The 17,218-nt window shown below is 36.4% G+C and carries 11 protein-coding genes; 6 read left to right on the top strand and 5 right to left on the bottom strand.

The annotated features are described in order from the left end of the window. Positions 1–124 precede the first annotated feature (124 nt). Positions 125–586 carry a peptidoglycan-binding protein LysM gene (gene lysM / locus L2586_RS03135; RefSeq protein ID WP_235291318.1) on the top strand — a complete coding sequence of 154 codons (462 nt, stop codon included), beginning with the start codon at positions 125–127 and terminating at the stop codon, positions 584–586. 167 nt (positions 587–753) lie between these two features. On the opposite strand, the gene L2586_RS03130 is transcribed toward lysM, so the two are convergent. The 3 genes from L2586_RS03130 to rsmI form a co-directional block, all read right to left on the bottom strand. After that, on the bottom strand, positions 754–2,079 hold the full coding sequence (locus L2586_RS03130) for an ABC transporter permease (protein ID WP_235291317.1): 1,326 nt from the start codon (positions 2,077–2,079) through the stop codon (positions 754–756). Continuing rightward, entirely contained in the window at positions 2,072–2,983 is a 912-nt protein-coding gene (locus L2586_RS03125; protein ID WP_235291316.1) for an ABC transporter ATP-binding protein, read from the bottom strand. Before L2586_RS03125 ends, L2586_RS03130 begins: the two co-directional genes overlap by 8 nt. An 88-nt stretch (positions 2,984–3,071) precedes the next feature. Then, the gene (gene rsmI, locus L2586_RS03120; protein WP_235291315.1) at positions 3,072–3,737 is read right to left on the bottom strand and encodes a 16S rRNA (cytidine(1402)-2'-O)-methyltransferase; all 666 of its coding nucleotides are present in this window, start codon (positions 3,735–3,737) and stop codon (positions 3,072–3,074) included. Between the two features lie 152 nt (positions 3,738–3,889). Here rsmI and L2586_RS03115 point away from each other — a divergent pair, with 152 nt between their 5' ends. From L2586_RS03115 to L2586_RS03105, 3 genes are read left to right on the top strand one after another with little or no spacing between them, the layout of a single operon-like run. Further along, a complete protein-coding gene (locus L2586_RS03115) occupies positions 3,890–6,988 on the top strand; it encodes a T9SS type B sorting domain-containing protein (RefSeq protein ID WP_235291314.1) in 3,099 nt (1,032 codons plus the stop codon). Further along, entirely contained in the window at positions 6,989–7,549 is a 561-nt protein-coding gene (lptC, locus tag L2586_RS03110) for an LPS export ABC transporter periplasmic protein LptC (protein ID WP_235291313.1), read from the top strand. A 6-nt stretch (positions 7,550–7,555) separates the two neighbouring features. After that, a complete protein-coding gene (locus L2586_RS03105) occupies positions 7,556–9,631 on the top strand; it encodes a T9SS type B sorting domain-containing protein (RefSeq protein ID WP_235291312.1) in 2,076 nt (691 codons plus the stop codon). On the opposite strand, the gene L2586_RS03100 is transcribed toward L2586_RS03105, so the two are convergent. Next, on the bottom strand, positions 9,628–10,674 hold the full coding sequence (locus tag L2586_RS03100; RefSeq protein WP_235291311.1) for a nucleoid-associated protein: 1,047 nt from the start codon (positions 10,672–10,674) through the stop codon (positions 9,628–9,630). The genes L2586_RS03105 and L2586_RS03100 overlap by 4 nt on opposite strands. A gap of 192 nt (positions 10,675–10,866) precedes the next feature. On the opposite strand from L2586_RS03100, the gene L2586_RS03095 reads away from it, so the two are divergent. Beyond that, entirely contained in the window at positions 10,867–11,226 is a 360-nt protein-coding gene (locus L2586_RS03095; protein WP_235291310.1) for a DUF4870 domain-containing protein, read from the top strand. A 130-nt stretch (positions 11,227–11,356) separates the two neighbouring features. Here the strand turns inward: L2586_RS03095 and L2586_RS03090 are convergent, their stop codons facing one another. Then, on the bottom strand, positions 11,357–14,260 hold the full coding sequence (locus L2586_RS03090; protein ID WP_235291309.1) for a two-component regulator propeller domain-containing protein: 2,904 nt from the start codon (positions 14,258–14,260) through the stop codon (positions 11,357–11,359). A 150-nt stretch (positions 14,261–14,410) separates the two neighbouring features. Here L2586_RS03090 and L2586_RS03085 point away from each other — a divergent pair, with 150 nt between their 5' ends. Then, positions 14,411–17,128: a T9SS type A sorting domain-containing protein gene (locus L2586_RS03085; protein ID WP_235291308.1), complete on the top strand. Its 2,718-nt coding sequence runs from the start codon at positions 14,411–14,413 to the stop codon at positions 17,126–17,128. The last annotated feature ends 90 nt before the right edge of the window (positions 17,129–17,218 follow it).

Below are 17,218 nucleotides of genomic sequence, written 5' to 3'. Positions count from 1 at the left end.
TTTCTCTCCCATCTGAATGAACTTTCATAACGATAATTAACGTTGCATAAAATGTATTATATTAATTAACAAGGAAGTAGGAAAAGAAATTGACTTACTTTATCAAATCAAAATTTAAAATTCAATGGGATTATTTTCGTTTTTAAAGAAGGCTGGAAAAAAATTAACAGGTAAATCTGAGCCAAAAGTAGAAGAAGCAGTAAAATCTGCTGAAGTATCTAAGTTAGATGCAATGAAATCTGAAATCACACGTCTAGGTATACCAGTAAATGGTTTAAATCTAGAAATGGCTGAACAAATTGTTATTTCTGGTGAAACAGCAACAAATGCAGATAGAGAAAAAATTATTTTGGCACTAGGAAATTGTGAAGGAGTAGGATGTGTGGAAGATAGAATCACAGTTACAAATCCAGAGCCAGAAGCTAAATTCTATACAGTACAATCAGGAGATACATTATCTAAAATTTCTAAGGCTCAGTATGGTGATCCGATGAAATACAATTCGATCTTCGAAGCTAATAAGCCAATGTTAGATCATCCTGATAAGATTTACCCTGGTCAAGTATTGAGAATTCCTCAACAATAATCTTGAGCTGAACATCGTGCAAATTTTTTGAAGGTCATTTATGGTTAAATGAACTCAGATCATTCAAGCATCGATTAGAGATATAAAAAGAGCGCTGGAAATTCACTTCCAGCGCTCTTTTACGTTATACTATTTTACCCTATCGAGGAGTTAGAAAAGCAATATATTTACTTTGTAAATATCCACTTTCCGATTTCTTTTATACTCGCTTTCTTTCCATAAAGTAGAATTCCCACTCTGTATATTCTTGCTGCAATCCATACAGAGAAGAAGCAGAAAAGTGCAAGAAGTGCAACTGACAAAGCAATTTGCCAGAATGGAATATCTGCTGCTAGTCTTGCAGGCATCACGATCGGAGATAAAAACGGAATCATAGATGACCACACGGCCAAACTACTATTAGGTGATTCTACCGCTTTGAACATGATATAAACCGCTAATATTATTGGCATCATTAAAGGCATCGTCAGAGAATTTCCTTCATTTAAATCATCACCTATTGCAGATCCAACAGCCGCAAACAAAGAGGTATAGATGATGTATCCTCCTATGAAATAGATAATAAACAAAGGAATGATCATAAGCCAATTCACTTTACCTAACTCCACAAAAATATTTGATATCTCAGCAGCGGTACTATTCTCCATTTCTGCTGGTAAATTAGCTCCATTAGCGGCTAATTCTGACATTTCTTGAGGATCTATGCCAAGTATGCTATACGCAACGGTCGAAAGCACCATGATAAGAACAGTCCATATAATAATCTGTGTAAGCCCCACTGCTCCAACTCCTAGAATTTTACCTAACATCATCTGAAAGGGCTTCACCGAAGAAATCATAATTTCTACAATACGATTTATTTTTTCTTCCATAACACTTCTCATAACCATCATGCCGTATATAATAATGATAAAGAACATAATGTAACCCATCGCTCCACCTAAGATGGCTCTTACAAAGGTAGAGTCTGAAGTACTATCCTCCACATCTGCTGAAATGGGTTCAGGATCCAGTGTAATGTCTGTATTTAATTTGTCAAGTTGAGATGGATCGATGCCCAGCTGTACTATCTTATAATCTTTGATTTTCGATCGCACACTACGAGAGATCGTTCGATTTACATCAATACTCAGTTTTTCATCAGAGTAGTAGAATATGGTATGATTCCTATTTGATAAGTCAGAAATTTCAGGGACATAGAGAATACCCGCAAATTCGCCATTTTTAGAATATTCACCCTTGATTTGCTCTAAATCTTTATCGGAAAATTGATACGATATCGTATTGCTACCGTTCATATCACCATTCAATATATTTCCTGGATCTGAAACGAGCACCGTTTGCGCATCGTCCGAATCATAAGTCATGATGGTTCCAAGTACTAAAACCAAGACAAAAATTGCAAGCGGTGTCAGTAACGTCGTTAATAAGAAAGACTTCTTAAATACGCGCGTTAAGTATTCACGTTTAAAAATTAGTAGAATTTTATCCATTGGTTTGTAGTTTAGATTCGTTGACAAGATTGATGAAGATTTCATTAACGCTCGGAAGTTTTTCTTCGAAAGCGTGGATGGTGATGTTTGCTGCGAGCAATTCTCTTAACAGATCATTGCTGGTTTGTCCTTCATTGAGACTGAAAAGATGACCATCTCTATCTGCTACCATTTGATATCTCTGGGCTACTTCCTGAGAAATTTCTCCATCAAACTTAATCTTGTATAAATTTTCTTTAAACTGGTTTTTTATATCTGAAACTTGACCTTCTAGGATTTTCTTACCTTGATTAATCAATACGATTCGTTCACATATTTCTTCTACTTGTTCCATTCTATGAGTAGAGAAAATAATGCTAGTTCCTTGCTTGTTCAGACGATCTATTTCATCTTTAATGAGATTCGTATTTACAGGGTCTAATCCAGAAAACGGCTCATCTAGAATTAATAGCTTAGGATCATGGAGAACAGTAGCGATAAATTGGATTTTTTGCTGCATTCCTTTAGAAAGCTCCTCTATTTTTTTCTTATACCAATTTGTGATTTCGAATCGCTCCATCCAATAATCCATCTTCGTCTTCACTTCTTTTTCTGAAAGCCCTTTAAGCCGACCTAAGTATTTCAGATGTTCTCCCACCTTCATTTTCTTATATAGACCTCGTTCTTCTGGCATGTATCCGATTTCTTCGGGTGTCCTCTTACTTAATGGTGCACCATCTAAAAGTACCTGACCTGAATCTGGTCTTGTTATGGTTGTGATAATTCTAATTAAGGAAGTTTTACCAGCACCGTTAGGTCCTAGTAGTCCGAAAATCTTGCCTTTCGGAATGTCGAAACTGACATGGTCTACAGCAGTATGATTGTGGTAGCGTTTTACCACATCTTGAATAGAGAGTATGTTCATCGATTGTTTTTATCTATATTAATCCGACAATGAAAAGAAAAAATTCCATGTTTCTGATGAGCTTGGATATTTTTTCGATGAATTGCCTTTATTTTCCTGATACAATGATAACGAATTCACCTTTTATACTTGGTCTGTTTTCGAAATCTTCTAATATTGCCTTAGCTGTACCTTGCTTTATTTCCTCATGCAGTTTAGATATTTCTCTTGCAAAGCAGATTTTTCGCTCTTCACCACAGAATTCTACGATTTCTTTGAGGCACTTAATAACACGATATGGCGATTCGTATAGAATGAAGGTGTATTCCAGCTCAGAAAGAAACTTCCATCTAGTCTGACGGCCTTTTTTCTGAGGCAAGAATCCCTCGAAATAAAATTTATCTGATGGTAGTCCTGATGCGGCTAAAGCGGGAACAAATGCAGTAGGCCCTGGAAGACAACTTACCTGAATGTTATTTTCATGACATGCATTGACTAATAAATATCCCGGATCCGAAATCCCTGGTGTACCTGCATCCGTCACCATGGCTACGTCCTGTCCAGATGATAAGAGTTGGATGACATAATCTATCTGATTATGCTCGTTATGCGCATGAAATGCCTTCATCCTATTTTCGATAGCTAATAATTTCAGCAGCTTGCCGGTATTCCTAGTATCTTCAGCAAGGATCAGCTGAACATCTTGGAGAATTTCAATACTCCGAGGTGTAGCATCTCCTAAATTTCCAATAGGTGTAGGTACTAAATATAACATATTACGAAATTAAAATATTAATCAATTAAGTCTTGGTTAAGCTGTGATAACTTTAAAAATTACTTTGATTTGGTATTAATTTTGAATAATATGCAATAATAAGCGCGGAATTGATGTACAATTAGTGTCTTAAGATAAAAGAACAGGAACCAATGAAAAAAGGCTCGTTAGTTATTGTCGTTTTCTTTATGTCAATGTATTTATTACAGGGACAGTCTACGAATGTGGATTGTGCGAGCGCTTTCGAGATCGTTGATCCAAGTAACTATTGTTCTGGAGATACAGAATTTAGTAGTGAAGATGTCGGTTCATCTGGATTAACAGTACCCGCCTGCTGGGGAGATGTCTACAATGATCTTTGGTTCACTTTTGTAGCTAGATCTGTTTCTATCAATATTTCTGTGGATGGGACTTTTCAAGAAGACAACTTGGAAGATGTAAAAATTGTACTTCTTAAAGGAGATGATTGTGGCAATATTACTGAAACAGGTGCATGTATAGAGGATGGTAGAGGAGCTCACTTGAATCAGATTTTTTTTGATGGATTAAGTATTGGAGAACGATACTATATTGTTGTAGATTCAAGGAGAAATGCAGGTGATGGAGTATTTAAGATTTGTACTCAAGGTTATAATTCTCCAGTTGTTCCTGGTAAAGATTGTGGAACAGCCGCAATTTTGTGCAATAAAGAGCCATTTGTAGTGCAGTACGTAGAAGGAGAGGGACTTGATGGTTCGGAAGCCGATGATGCGTGCTTACTTGTGGGTGAAAATAATTCTAGTTGGTTCAAATTCCGATGCGCTGTAGCTGGAAGTCTAACGTTTGAAATCTCACCTACTTTAAAGTTTGATGATTATGATTTCGCATTATATGAATTAACAAATGGGTTAGAGAATTGTGAGAAAACCTTACTGAGATGTGTTGCATCTGATGGTGGTGAAGATAGTAGTACCGGGCAAGTAACTTCTTGCGGAGCAACTACTGGGCTTGATCTCACCTCTGTTGATCTTGAGGAAGATTCTAATTGTGAAATAGGTGAGGATGGTTTTGCTCAGTTTATAAATATGGAAGTTGGCAAAAGTTATGTCCTTATTATTAATAATTTTAGTGATAGTGACTCTGGATTCAATATAGAGTTTGGAGGAACTGGTGAGTTTGAAGGACCTCAGGCGGATTTTCAAGTAGCAATAGATGAATGTGGATCGGGACTTATTATAGAAGATGAAAGTTTTGACAACGTATCTAATATTACAGACTACGAATGGGATTTTGGACAAGGAGCAACACCTGAAGAAGGGACTGGTCCTGGTCCATTTAATATATCGTATGATGAATATGGAAGCAAATCAATAACTCTAAAAATTACAACTGAATTAGGCTGCCAAGTTTATGTTACCAAGGATGTAGATTTAATAGCTTGTGGATATCTTGATTCTTTAACATTGGAACTGGATAGCATAGGGCATATTGGATGTGGCGGAGCAGCTGATGGTTACTTAGCTGTTAGTCCTAGTGCAGCGTGTGAACCTTTTGAATATAATATAGACGGAGGCCCCTTTCAACCAACTGCAATTTTTGAGAATTTGACACTTGGAGACCATACGATAGGAATTAGAAGTATAGGTGGAGCTTGCATGAAGGATACAACATTTACCATTATAGAAGGAGCAGATTTTACGGTTGATGCGGGAGAAGATATCGTTTTAACTGATCCATTAGAGGTCGTAGACTTAAGTGCAATTACAGATGCAATGGGTGATGTCACGGTAACGTGGTCACCAGAAGATCTCGGACTTAGCTGTTCAGATGGAAGTACTAATTGCTTGAATCCTAGTATAAGGCTTCCCATCGATCTTTTCGAGATAACCTATACAGTTACAGTAACTGATGCTAATGGTTGTAGTGCCTCTGATGAAATAAACATTTCGGTCGATCTGTGCTCGAGTTCTAGCTTAGGAATAAGTATAGACAGTATTAGATCTGTGACCTGTTCCGGATTAAGTACAGGATATATTGCAGTTTCTGGTACTGATGGTGTCCCTGATTATGAATATAATATCAACGATGAAGGGTATACCTCGAATCCAGTATTTGAAGATTTACCTTCTGGGAGTTACTTCATCGTTGTCAGAGATGCTTTTAATTGTGAGTTCGGAACGGTAGTGGATATTACAGAAGTTCCGGATTTCAACATTGACGCAGGAGATGATATTTCATTGTCATTTCCAGGGAACCCTGCTACACCATTGGTTACAACTGATGCTGTAGGAATTAATGAGATTATTTGGGAACCGAGTGAATTTGTGATCTGTGCAGATGGAAGTACGAACTGCTTGAATCCAACCATTACTGTTACAGAAACAACAGACTTTAACGTCACGATTACAGATGAAAATGGTTGTGTAAAGTCTGATATGATTACGATTTTTGTTCCAGACGTATGTACTTCTAGTGATTTAGCAGTTCAGATAGATAGTATAAGAGATGATTATTGTAATGGTGCATTGGGATCTTACGTTTCCGTATCAGGTTTGGGTGGGTTTCCAGATTATCAGTATAACATTGACAATGGAAGTTTTTCTGATGATAGCATATTCGAGAATCTAGCTCCGGGTGATTATGTCATAGGAATTCAAGACCGCTTTAATTGTGTGCAGAATCTTACATTGACCATAAACTCTATACCTGGATTTATTGCTAATGCAGGTGACGATGTAACCATCAATGGCAGTGAGCCTTTTGATACCTTAAGCGGCAGTCATAATGGAATAGGCAATGTTACAGTCTCCTGGTCTCCACCGAATGGCATTATGTGTCCAGATGGAACTCTTAATTGCCTAAGTCCTCAGATCAATCCAGAAATAACGACGACTTATACGATGACGGTATTCGATGAATTAGGTTGTTCGGCAATAGATGAAGTAAGGGTTATTGTAGTAGAAAATACGGACATTTACATGCCTAATATTTTTTCTCCTAATGACGATGGAGTTAACGATTATTTCAGTATTCTGTCAGATCCAACGATTGTCGAAAGTATTGAAAAACTTGTAATTTTTGATCGATGGGGAAACATGGTATATTCGGGGTCGAATTTGTTACCTAATGATGAAACTGGCGGATGGGATGGAAGTGTAAACGGCGTTCTTGCAGAACAAGGAGTATATACTTGGTTTGCAGAAATTAGATATATTTCAAGACCAGATGGCGACCCAGTAACAGTAAGCGGTGATTTAACGTTATTAAGATAGATGAGAGTAATTTTTGTGCTAAGTATGGTGTTGTTTTTTGCTTGTTCTAATGATTTAGAAGAAGTAAATGCCTTGTTTGAAACCATCGATACAGACATCGAGCATGCAACAGATGTGCATGTCATCTATAGTGATTCTGCTAAAATTAGATTAAAAGTAAATGGACCGAAATTGGAAAGACATGTTGGTCCTAAGGATCCTAAAGACGTCTTCACAGATGGTGTTCATGTAGAGTTTATGGATGAAAATCAAGTGCCATTAAGCTGGCTAGATGCTAAGTATTTAGAGCGAGTAGAGCGAGAGAATTTGGTGACAGTTAGAGATAGTGTAGTTCTGTATAATACGGAAAATGAAAAATTAGAGACTTCAGAATTGATTTGGGATGAAAAGAATGAATATATTTATACGGATAAATTTGTGAGAATAACCCAGCCCGAAAAAGGAGACACGTCCTATGGATATGGATTCGAAACAAATAAACAGTTTACAGAATTCACCATTAAGAAGAACTTTTCAGCTAAAATGAATGTGAAGGATATTTCTGCTGCATTGGGTCAATAAGAACATATGTATAGAGCTTTACTTTTTGTACTATTTAATATTTTCGTCCTTACTTCTTGGGGCCAATCTTCGAATGTGAATTGCGCTTCTGCCTTCGAAATAGTAAATCCACTTGCATATTGTTCAGCTAGTACAGAGTTCTCAACGGTTAATGCTGGTGGCTCAGAATTTGAAACGACAGGATGCTTCGAGGGTGTTCAGAATGATTTATGGTTTAAATTTACCGCAGTAGGGCAGGCAGTTAACATCGTTGTCAATGGAGATAACGGAGGAAGTTTAACCAGGCCTAGAGTCGTTCTTTTGGATGGGTCATGTAGCGATTCTCCTTTGACTGTTCTAAGATGTGTTGCAGTTGACGTTGGTGATGATGTTGCTAACTTATTTAAGTCAGAATTAGTTGTTGGTGCTACATACTTAATTAGAGTGGGAGCCGCCGGAGGCAATGTAGGGTCATTTCAGATCTGTGTGAATAATTACAACCCACCGATCGAACCGGGACAAGATGCAGAAACAGCAGCCGTCTTGTGCGACAAAACAGGTTTCGTTGTACAAACCCTATCGGGAGGTGGAATGGATGCTGATGAAGGAGCAGGTTCTTGTCTCGATGTAGGTATAGGGAATAGTGAAAACCAATCTAGTTGGACAACATGGGTAGCAGAGAATAATGGAAGTTTAACATTTGCAATTACACCACTAAATGCTAATGATGATATAGATTTTGTACTCTATGAATTGCCTAATGGAATTGATGATTTTAGTGGGAAAACCGTTGTAAGATGTATGGCCAGTTCGTGCATTGGACCTACGGGTCTTCGAGTTGGTTCTAATGATGTACAAGAAGATCCTGGATGTGCTGCAGGAGATGATAATTTCTTAAGCCCTCTTGTTCAAGAAGCCGGAAAAGCTTATGGATTATTGATAAATAATTTTACAGAAACAGGGGTTGGGATAAGCTTGGATTTTGGTGGAGATGCTGAATTTCAAGGACCGGACCCAGATTTTTCCATCATTGTAGATAATGTCGTTAATCCCGTATCTGGATTAAAGTGTGATAAGTTATTCGAGGTGGTAGATAATTCTGAAAACGTTGCTGGGAACATTATAAAATATGAATGGAATTTTGGAGAAGATGCTGTTCCTCAGACAGGAGAAGGCGCTGGCCCTTTCGATATTACTTATCTGACTTTTGGTGAAAAGTTTGTTGTTTTATCAGTAACCTCTGATTTGGGATGTAAGATTACTGAAGTAGAGCAGATCACCGTTGAACCTTGTTGTGATGATGTAGAAGAAGTAACGATAGAAATTGTAAACCAACAAAATGTAGGATGTATCGAAGATCAGAAAGGATCATTTACTATAATAGGAAGTGGTGGATTTCCAGAATACAGTTATAATTTTATGGGTGGAAATTATGAATCCATAACTACTTTTTCGGACCTAGAAATAGGCGATTATGAAGTGGGATTAATTGATCGTAAAGGATGCGAGGTGACAAGGACTGTGAGTATTGTAAGTGCAACAGAGCTTAACGTAGACGCTGGTCCAGACGATACCGTTGAATTTTTAGGTGATTCTTACCAACTAAATGGGAGTCATAATTCTACTGTTGATGTGACGATTTCTTGGTCACCCGCAGATATGATTGTTTGTCCAGATGGTGGGAATAGTTGTTTAGATCCAACGGTCACTGTATTTTCAGAAACAACTTATACGCTGACAGTGATGGATAGTGATGGTTGTGTTGTTTCAGATGATGTGACACTTGATTTTTTAAATATTAGACCACTTTTTGCTCCCAATATTTTCTCTCCTAATGATGACGGAGTTAACGATATTTTCAACCTCGCAGGAAATGCTTTTTCTGTAAGCAGCATATTACAGTTCAATATTTATGACCGTTGGGGGAATCAAGTATACTCTGGGTCTAACCTATCTCCGCAAGATTTAAATGCTGGTTGGGATGGCACCATCAATGGTGAATTATTAGACCCTGGTGTCTACATCTGGTATGCAACATTAGAGTTTTTAGATCCTGAAGTTGAAAATGAAGTCATAACAGGCGACGTCACTTTGATTCGCTAATTTTCTTCCTCGTAGAATAGTTTATAATATTTACGACCATCAGCATCAGTTCCCTTTTCTATCAAGTCTCTATTTCCATGAACATAGACATGGAAGTTCTTGTCTAGCTTAAGAATGCTTTTGAAAACTTTTGATTGATTCTTAACAGCAGCAGGATTCACAGCAAACTGATCTGCAAGTTCTACACCGTTCTCTTGCTGGTAATCAAGCTTGAATAATTGGAACTCGTTAATAACATCAGGGCTTTTGAAAACTCTTTCATCGAAAGATGCTTGATCTAATTGCTCTTCATTTTTTAGAAAATCTAAAGAATGATTCATGATTTCAGCTTCCTGTGTTTTATCTATTTCATAAAGTGGTCGCATTCGTTCAGTAACGAAAGCCTTCGTTGCCTGAATGTAATTTTTAGTATGATGGTAATCATCTGATCTTTGCTTGATGTTTAGGAATTTCTCTTTCCAGAACTGAGCTTCTTTTGATTTATTAGAGTGGTCTAGCGCACATATTTTATACCCATCTTTTTCTTCCGAATTGAAAATAATACAAGCTTTATCAATCTTTCCTGGATTAATTCCTTCATTTTGATTGACTTCATATTTCTGTCCGACTTTCTGAATGTTAAGAAATGCCTGTTTGTTCTCTGACTTGAAAATACAGATACCATCTACAAGTTCGTCATCGATTAGAATCTCTTTCACATAAGCTATCATAACATCACCAGCTTTTATATTAGGATGCTTCGAGTTTTCATAGAGGTATTTCACAATACTCACTGATTGATCACCCAGAGTTTCTGGCTCCATAAAGATTTGCTTCGCATGATTGTACACAGGATTTAGGTCAATGTTGCCATCATAGAAATCAAAGGCGAAAAATTCAGGCTCTTTAAAGTTTTCAAAGAAATACTGTCTTAACAACTCATCTATTTCTTGCGTCTGAACAGCTATACTTTGATTACAATATTGGATTCCTTCTTCTTGCGAAGCATTTCCTATATAGTGAATCCATAATTCCTCTATGTGTGCCTGTGTATGATTAATCATGCTCTTAAAATTCTTTTTTTAGATAGAAGTTAGCGCACAAATGTACAATTTCAATTTTCTTATTGACTGAATTTTAATAAACTAAGTTGTTTCTTTCGAAAAAAAGATATAGTTTTAGTGAAATAAGCTTTTTTAGTTTCTAATATATAATAGAAACAAATCTTTAATAAATCATAAAACTTAAAAAACAAAATGGAGAATCAAGAAAATGCGCCAGGACCAGCACCACAATCCTCAGGAATGGATGCTAAAACAATCGCAATCATATCATATATGACCTTAATAGGTACAATAATAGCATTAGTTATTAACAACAATGACAAACAACCATATGCTTCATTTCACATTAGACAAGCTTTAGGGCTTGGTCTATCTTTAATCGTAGTAAGTTTCATCGCGATTATTCCAGTGCTAGGTTGGATCGTATATATCGTAGGAGGAATTTTATTATTTGTGCTTTGGATCATTGGATTAATTGCTGCATTAAATGGTGAAGAGAAATTAGTACCAATAATGGGGGAGAAGTACCAAGAGTGGTTTAATGGCTTATAAGAAGTAAACCTTATTAAAATATAAGAGTGGTAGATCTTAATTGATTTGCCACTTTTTTTTGTGGGACTGCGAAGTGGATATGGGAGCAAGATTAATGCTCACTTTGAACTATTAGTGAGGACTTATATTCCTAAAAATTAATCATGAAGTCATTCAGATTTTGCTCTTTGTCAAGATTAAGCTTCTTCCTTAATCGATATCGACTGATCTCTACACCACGAACTGATATATGGAGTAAAGGTGCAATTTCCTTAGTAGAGAGATTCATTCTTAAATAAGCGCAAAGTTTACGGTCTTTAGGCGTGATATCTGGAAACTCCTTACTGAGTCGAGATAAGAAATTCGTGTGGACTTGGTCGAAATGAGCAGAAAAATTTTCCCAGTCATCTTCCATACGTTCATCACTATTCACAAGAGACAGAACTTTTTTTAATTCTTTTTTCAAATTCCGATCCTTTAGATCTTTATTGAACGCTTCTAGTTCAGACCGAATCTTATTAATGGTTTCATTCTTTTGAACTAAATGCAAAGTAGAAGAAGCTAATTCGGCATTTTTAAATTCTATATCTGCCTTTAATTTTTCAGTTCGCACTTTTTCTAACGCCTCATCAGACTGAATCTTAGCTTCTATTAGCACTTCTTTATCTTTGGTGTATTTTTTTTGTGGAATGATGATGATACTTGCTAATCCAATTAAGATTAAAAGGCTATATATTGTTTTAGCCCACAATGAAAGGTACCACGGCGGCAGAATCTCGAAGGTGTAGACTGCAGGATCGCTCTCTACATTTAGTTGGTCTTTAGTTTTAACACTGAAAACATAGTTCCCATATTTTAAATTGTTAAACTCTTTAGAGGTCGCTTCTGACCAATGTGACCAATCACCTTCTTCACTCTTCTCAAGTTTTACCGCATACATTGTTCTTTCATTATGATATGGATTGCTAAAGGTGAATTGCAAGGCATTGTGTTTGTAATTGAGTTCTATTTCATCTTTTTGTTTGAATACTAGCTTGCGCTCTTCAGTGCTATATCCACCGAATAGCATACTATCTTTAGGTACAGTTAGTCGAACTTCATTGATGGCAATTTTTGGAATTTCTTCTTCAATGTTTTTTGACATGTCAACTTTCAGAACACTTCGGTCTGTGCACACAAAAGCCAATGAACTATTGACAAGAGATATATTTTCAAAGCCTCCTACGGTTTGCCCAACAAGCTCTGGATATAGTTTTTTACTGAGATTCCCACTTTTTAATCCAGAAACTATTCCTACTTCATCTTCGGAGATGAACCAGAATGCATTTTCATTAATCTCAATTAATCGTCGAACGTTTTTCTGTGGTCCCAGCAGGTTATTAATGGCTTCATCGATGATCCATTGATCGTAGATTCGATCATACCGATATACACCAGTACTTCCTGTTACATAAGGAATACCATCAAGATGGAAGATGTAGTTTAGCAAATTAGAAGGTAATCCATCATTTTCATCGTAAATTTTTACTTCTTGAACCTCGAAGTTATCATCATGGGTAATTTTATAAACCCCACGATAGGGGTGAGAAACCCATAATTCATTCTTCTGTACCGTGAACATGATTCTGGAAGATTCACTAAATCCACTTAATTTCTTATAAAATGACCATTTCCCAGCATCTTTTTTATAGATGTCAATGCCAGTGTAGGTTCCAGTATATAAGAAATTTGGATTCGAAGTAGGTACAAATTTCCAAGCGCCAGGTATCTCTGACATTTTGCTAGCAATATTATTTTCTATGGTATACGCACCATTGTTATGCCCCATAAAGAGCTCATCACCTATTACATCTAATCCCCAAACTTGCCCTTGACTATTCTCTATGAACTCATATTTGGGAGTAGAAGCAGTCGTAAAGAGGGGAGTACTGAAAACACCTGAATTCGACGCGAAGTAGATCTTATCCTTATGCAGTTGCACATCATAGAAGCTACTACTTTTGTTATCGTCTGGTTCCAATTTGCGTATAGAGCTATTTATCTCAATGGCTGAAATACCGTTAGAGGTCCCTGCCCATAATCTATTTCCATGATCGAGAAGTAAGGTTTGGACATTGTTATTAATAAGGCCGTTCGTTTTGTTTATCCTATTGATAACATTCCCGTTTGTATCGATAATGAGGATGCCATCAAATTGCGTCCCTAGTGCGATTTCTTTATTATTTAATTTAGAGGCACTAAATAATCTTGATTGAACAAGAGAGGTATTGAGATCCTTGTTAATAGGGCGTAATTTATTATTGGCTAATTTAAATATTCCATTTGTTTCAGTAATGAAGAAATACTCGTTTTCGATCTGTATAATTTCTAGCAGTTGTTTATACATGAAGAATTCAGAGTTCGGAAAAAGCTTGTTCGTGTCTTGTACTTCCACAATTCCTCTAAATAAATCATGGTAATATAATTTGTCATTTGTGAATAAAATAGAGATGAGTGGATGTTCGGGATCAATGACGGAGACATTTTTCGTGATTAGATTGTATTCATAAACTCTATTAACAGATCTGAAATAAATAACATCGTCATGATATATGATTTCCCATATATCTTCTAATGGTTTATAATTAGGAGGTATTTTATCAGCAATAGAATGAAAAATTAGATTACCATCGATGCCAGGTTTTAGAAATCCAATTTCATCTTGACCACCTACGAAGATCATATCGTAAGGAGTTGTAGCGATGGATCGAACGATACTTTTATTAGGTAAGGGAATAATTTTCCATGAAATGCCATTGAAAATTAAAACACCACTGTTGTTTGCAATAAGAATACTTCCATTTTCTAGTTCTGCTATATCCCAATTTTGAGTTCCAAATTGATGTTGAATCCGATCATAATTCTGAATCAAGTAATTTCCATTAATTTCTTGTTGAGAAAGTAATAATGAAGTGTGTAGTATAAATATTAATAAAACAATGAAGGAGTTATTTCGTGTAATAAATTGAATATTAAGTATTTGCGTCGTATTTGTGAAAATCTGTCGAAATGTCATGAAAACTATATGATGTAGTGTTGATGTAGATAAATTAACCGTGAATATAAAATATTCTCCTTAATATTGTGACATATTATTTTGTCAAGTACTTGAATGACTTAATAATTAATGGATAAATTACTGAATGTGAAAATTAAATTGATACGTATGAGAAAAATTCTACTTTTTTGCGCTATAATATGCGCCGTGCAACTAAATGCACAAATAGTTTATGATTATGAAACCGAAGGGACTTCACTTGGTTTTAAATACTTTGCCAGTTCTCTAGATGGCGAGCCTGTTCCTACAGTTGCTAATCCAGATATGACTGGAAATGCTTCAGAAAACGTTCTTGCTTTTACAAGGGCTGCTAATTCCGACACATGGGCAGGGGCCGTTTCAACGACGGAATTGCTAGCTCCTATAAATGCTACAGCTGGTGGTAAAATTTGCATAGATGCATATTTTGATCACATTGGTACTTTGTCAGTTAAATTAGAAGGGTCAACTACTGACACTGATAATTGGAACACAACAGTTGCAAATACTAAAGTTAACGAATGGGAGACTCTATGTTTTGATTATGATGCGAATTCTATAGAGGATAATATGGCACCAGCAGCTGGGAATATCTATAATGCAATTGTATTTTTTCCAGATTTCTTATTAGCTGCAGGAACAGAGGATGTAATTACTTACTTGGATAATATTACCTATGAAGGTTCAGATGGAAGCAGCAACGTTACATTTCGTGTAGATGCGAATGAGTTAACTGTTGGAGAAAGTGGTATGTTTCTAGCTGGAGATTCTATCAATAATTGGAGTGCAGATGCAACACCGATGACAGATGAAGATGGTGATGGTGTTTGGGAAGTTACTGTTTCTTTGCCTGCTGGTCCAGTTAGGTATAAGTTTGTTAACTCGGGTGACTTCGAATCGCTTGCAGATGGAAGTTCATGTACTGTAACTGATGGAGAATTTACGAACCGCTTTATTGAAGTGGTTCCAGGTGATATCGTTTTGCCTATTCACTTTTTTGGAAGTTGTGACTCTCCAGCGACAGTTATGACGAGAGTGATTTTTGACTGGGAAACTCCAGAAACTACAACATATTATAAATATTTTGGAAGTTCTATTGACGGAGATACGGCGCATATTGTAGCTAACCCAGATCCAACTGATGTTAATGATTCTCCGAATGTTATCCAATTGGTAAAGCCTGATGGAGCAATGACATGGGCTGGTGCTTATGCAAGTCCTCCACCTTCTATTCCTATTGATGTAGTGAATGGAGGGCAGATTTGTGCTGATGTCTATTTTGATCATATCGGAAACATAGGTTTCAAGCTTGAGGCTAGCTCGACAGAAGGACCAATTTGGTTAAATACGGTTGAGAATACAGAAATAAACACTTGGCAGACGGTTTGTGTTGATGTTGCTAATCCTGGAATTGAAGATCCGTTCGAAGCTGCAGCAGGGCATATTTACGGTCAGTTAGTACTTTTTACAGATTTCGGAGTTGCTCCCGAAGGAAAGAATGATACATCTTACATTGATAATATCATTCAGATATCACCTATATCAGCTGGCACGAATGACGTTACATTTGAGGTGAATATGAATAACTATACTGACACTTTTACGACGGTATATGTAAGTGGTGATTTTAATGGTTGGTCTGGAGAATCTAATCCGATGACAGATGAAGATGGAGATGGAATATGGATAACTACTTTAGCGCTTGCTAATGGCCCTTATGAATATAAATTCACCCTTGATAATTGGACAAGTAGTGAGCAATTCGATGGAAGTGATGTTTGTACTAAAACAACCATTAATGATGATGGAACATTTACTAACCGTTTTATTACGGTCTCTGGATCTACTTCTGTTGGACCTGTATGTTATGAGAGCTGCTACGATTGTGGAGCATCAGTAAATATTACTTGGAATGTAAATATGACTAATGAAGAAGTGAGTAGTGAAGGCGTTTATGTTGCTGGAGGTGCTTATTTTGGACATGGTGATCTACCTGCAATGACAGATCCTGATGGTGACGGAATATACTCTATTACGATCGAAAGAGAATTAGGTTTCACAACTGCTTATACTTTCATTAACGGTATTTGTTTACCTGATTGGAATTGTAAAGAGCAGATAGCGGGTCAAGATTGTGCTGTTGGTGAATTTAATGATAGATCTTTAGATTCTGTTTTTGTTGATACAGTGATCAGCACTTGTTTCGGAGAATGTTCTACAGACGGAACTTGTTCTGATGCTGCAGAAAAATATATGGCAACTTTTATTGTTGATATGAATGCAGAGACTGTAGGAGAAAATGGTGTATTTTTATCTGGTCAGTTAATTAATGGTTGGTCTCCAGATGCAACACCGATGACGGATGAAGATGGTGATGGAATATACACGGTAACTGTTGAATTACCTTCTGCAATTGTGGAATATAAATTTGTAAACTCTGGAGCATATGAATCTTTCGAAACGGAAGGTGATTGTAACATAACAGATCCGACTGGAGAATTCATTAATAGAGTTCTTTTAATGGAAGAAAAAGATACTGTTTTAGTGAGCTACATTTTTAACTCTTGTGAGTTAACTTCCGGTGTGAACGATTTAAGTTTTAATGAAACATTATTCTCTATTAACCCGAACGTCTCTAACGATTTCGTTAGAATTAACTGGAATAATAGCGAAGACAAAACCATTTCTATTCTTAACGTAAATGGTCAACTACTTTCAAGAAATGCAATCTCAAATCATGAGATGGAAAGAATCATCAATGTCCAAGGCATGAGCCCTGGCGTATACTTTGTAAGAGTCGATACTCCTACAAGTTTCGGAATTAAAAAGATGATTGTTAATAGATAGCGAATAGTCCCGGAATTGAGTGCTTCAATTCCGGGAATTTTTATCAACGAAGTCTTATTTTAAGTATGGTATTTAATAAAAACAAGATGA

Source organism: Portibacter lacus (genome assembly GCF_021533215.1).
GTDB lineage: Bacteria > Bacteroidota > Bacteroidia > Chitinophagales > Saprospiraceae > Portibacter > Portibacter lacus.
This window is presented reverse-complemented; position numbering and strand designations above follow the sequence as displayed.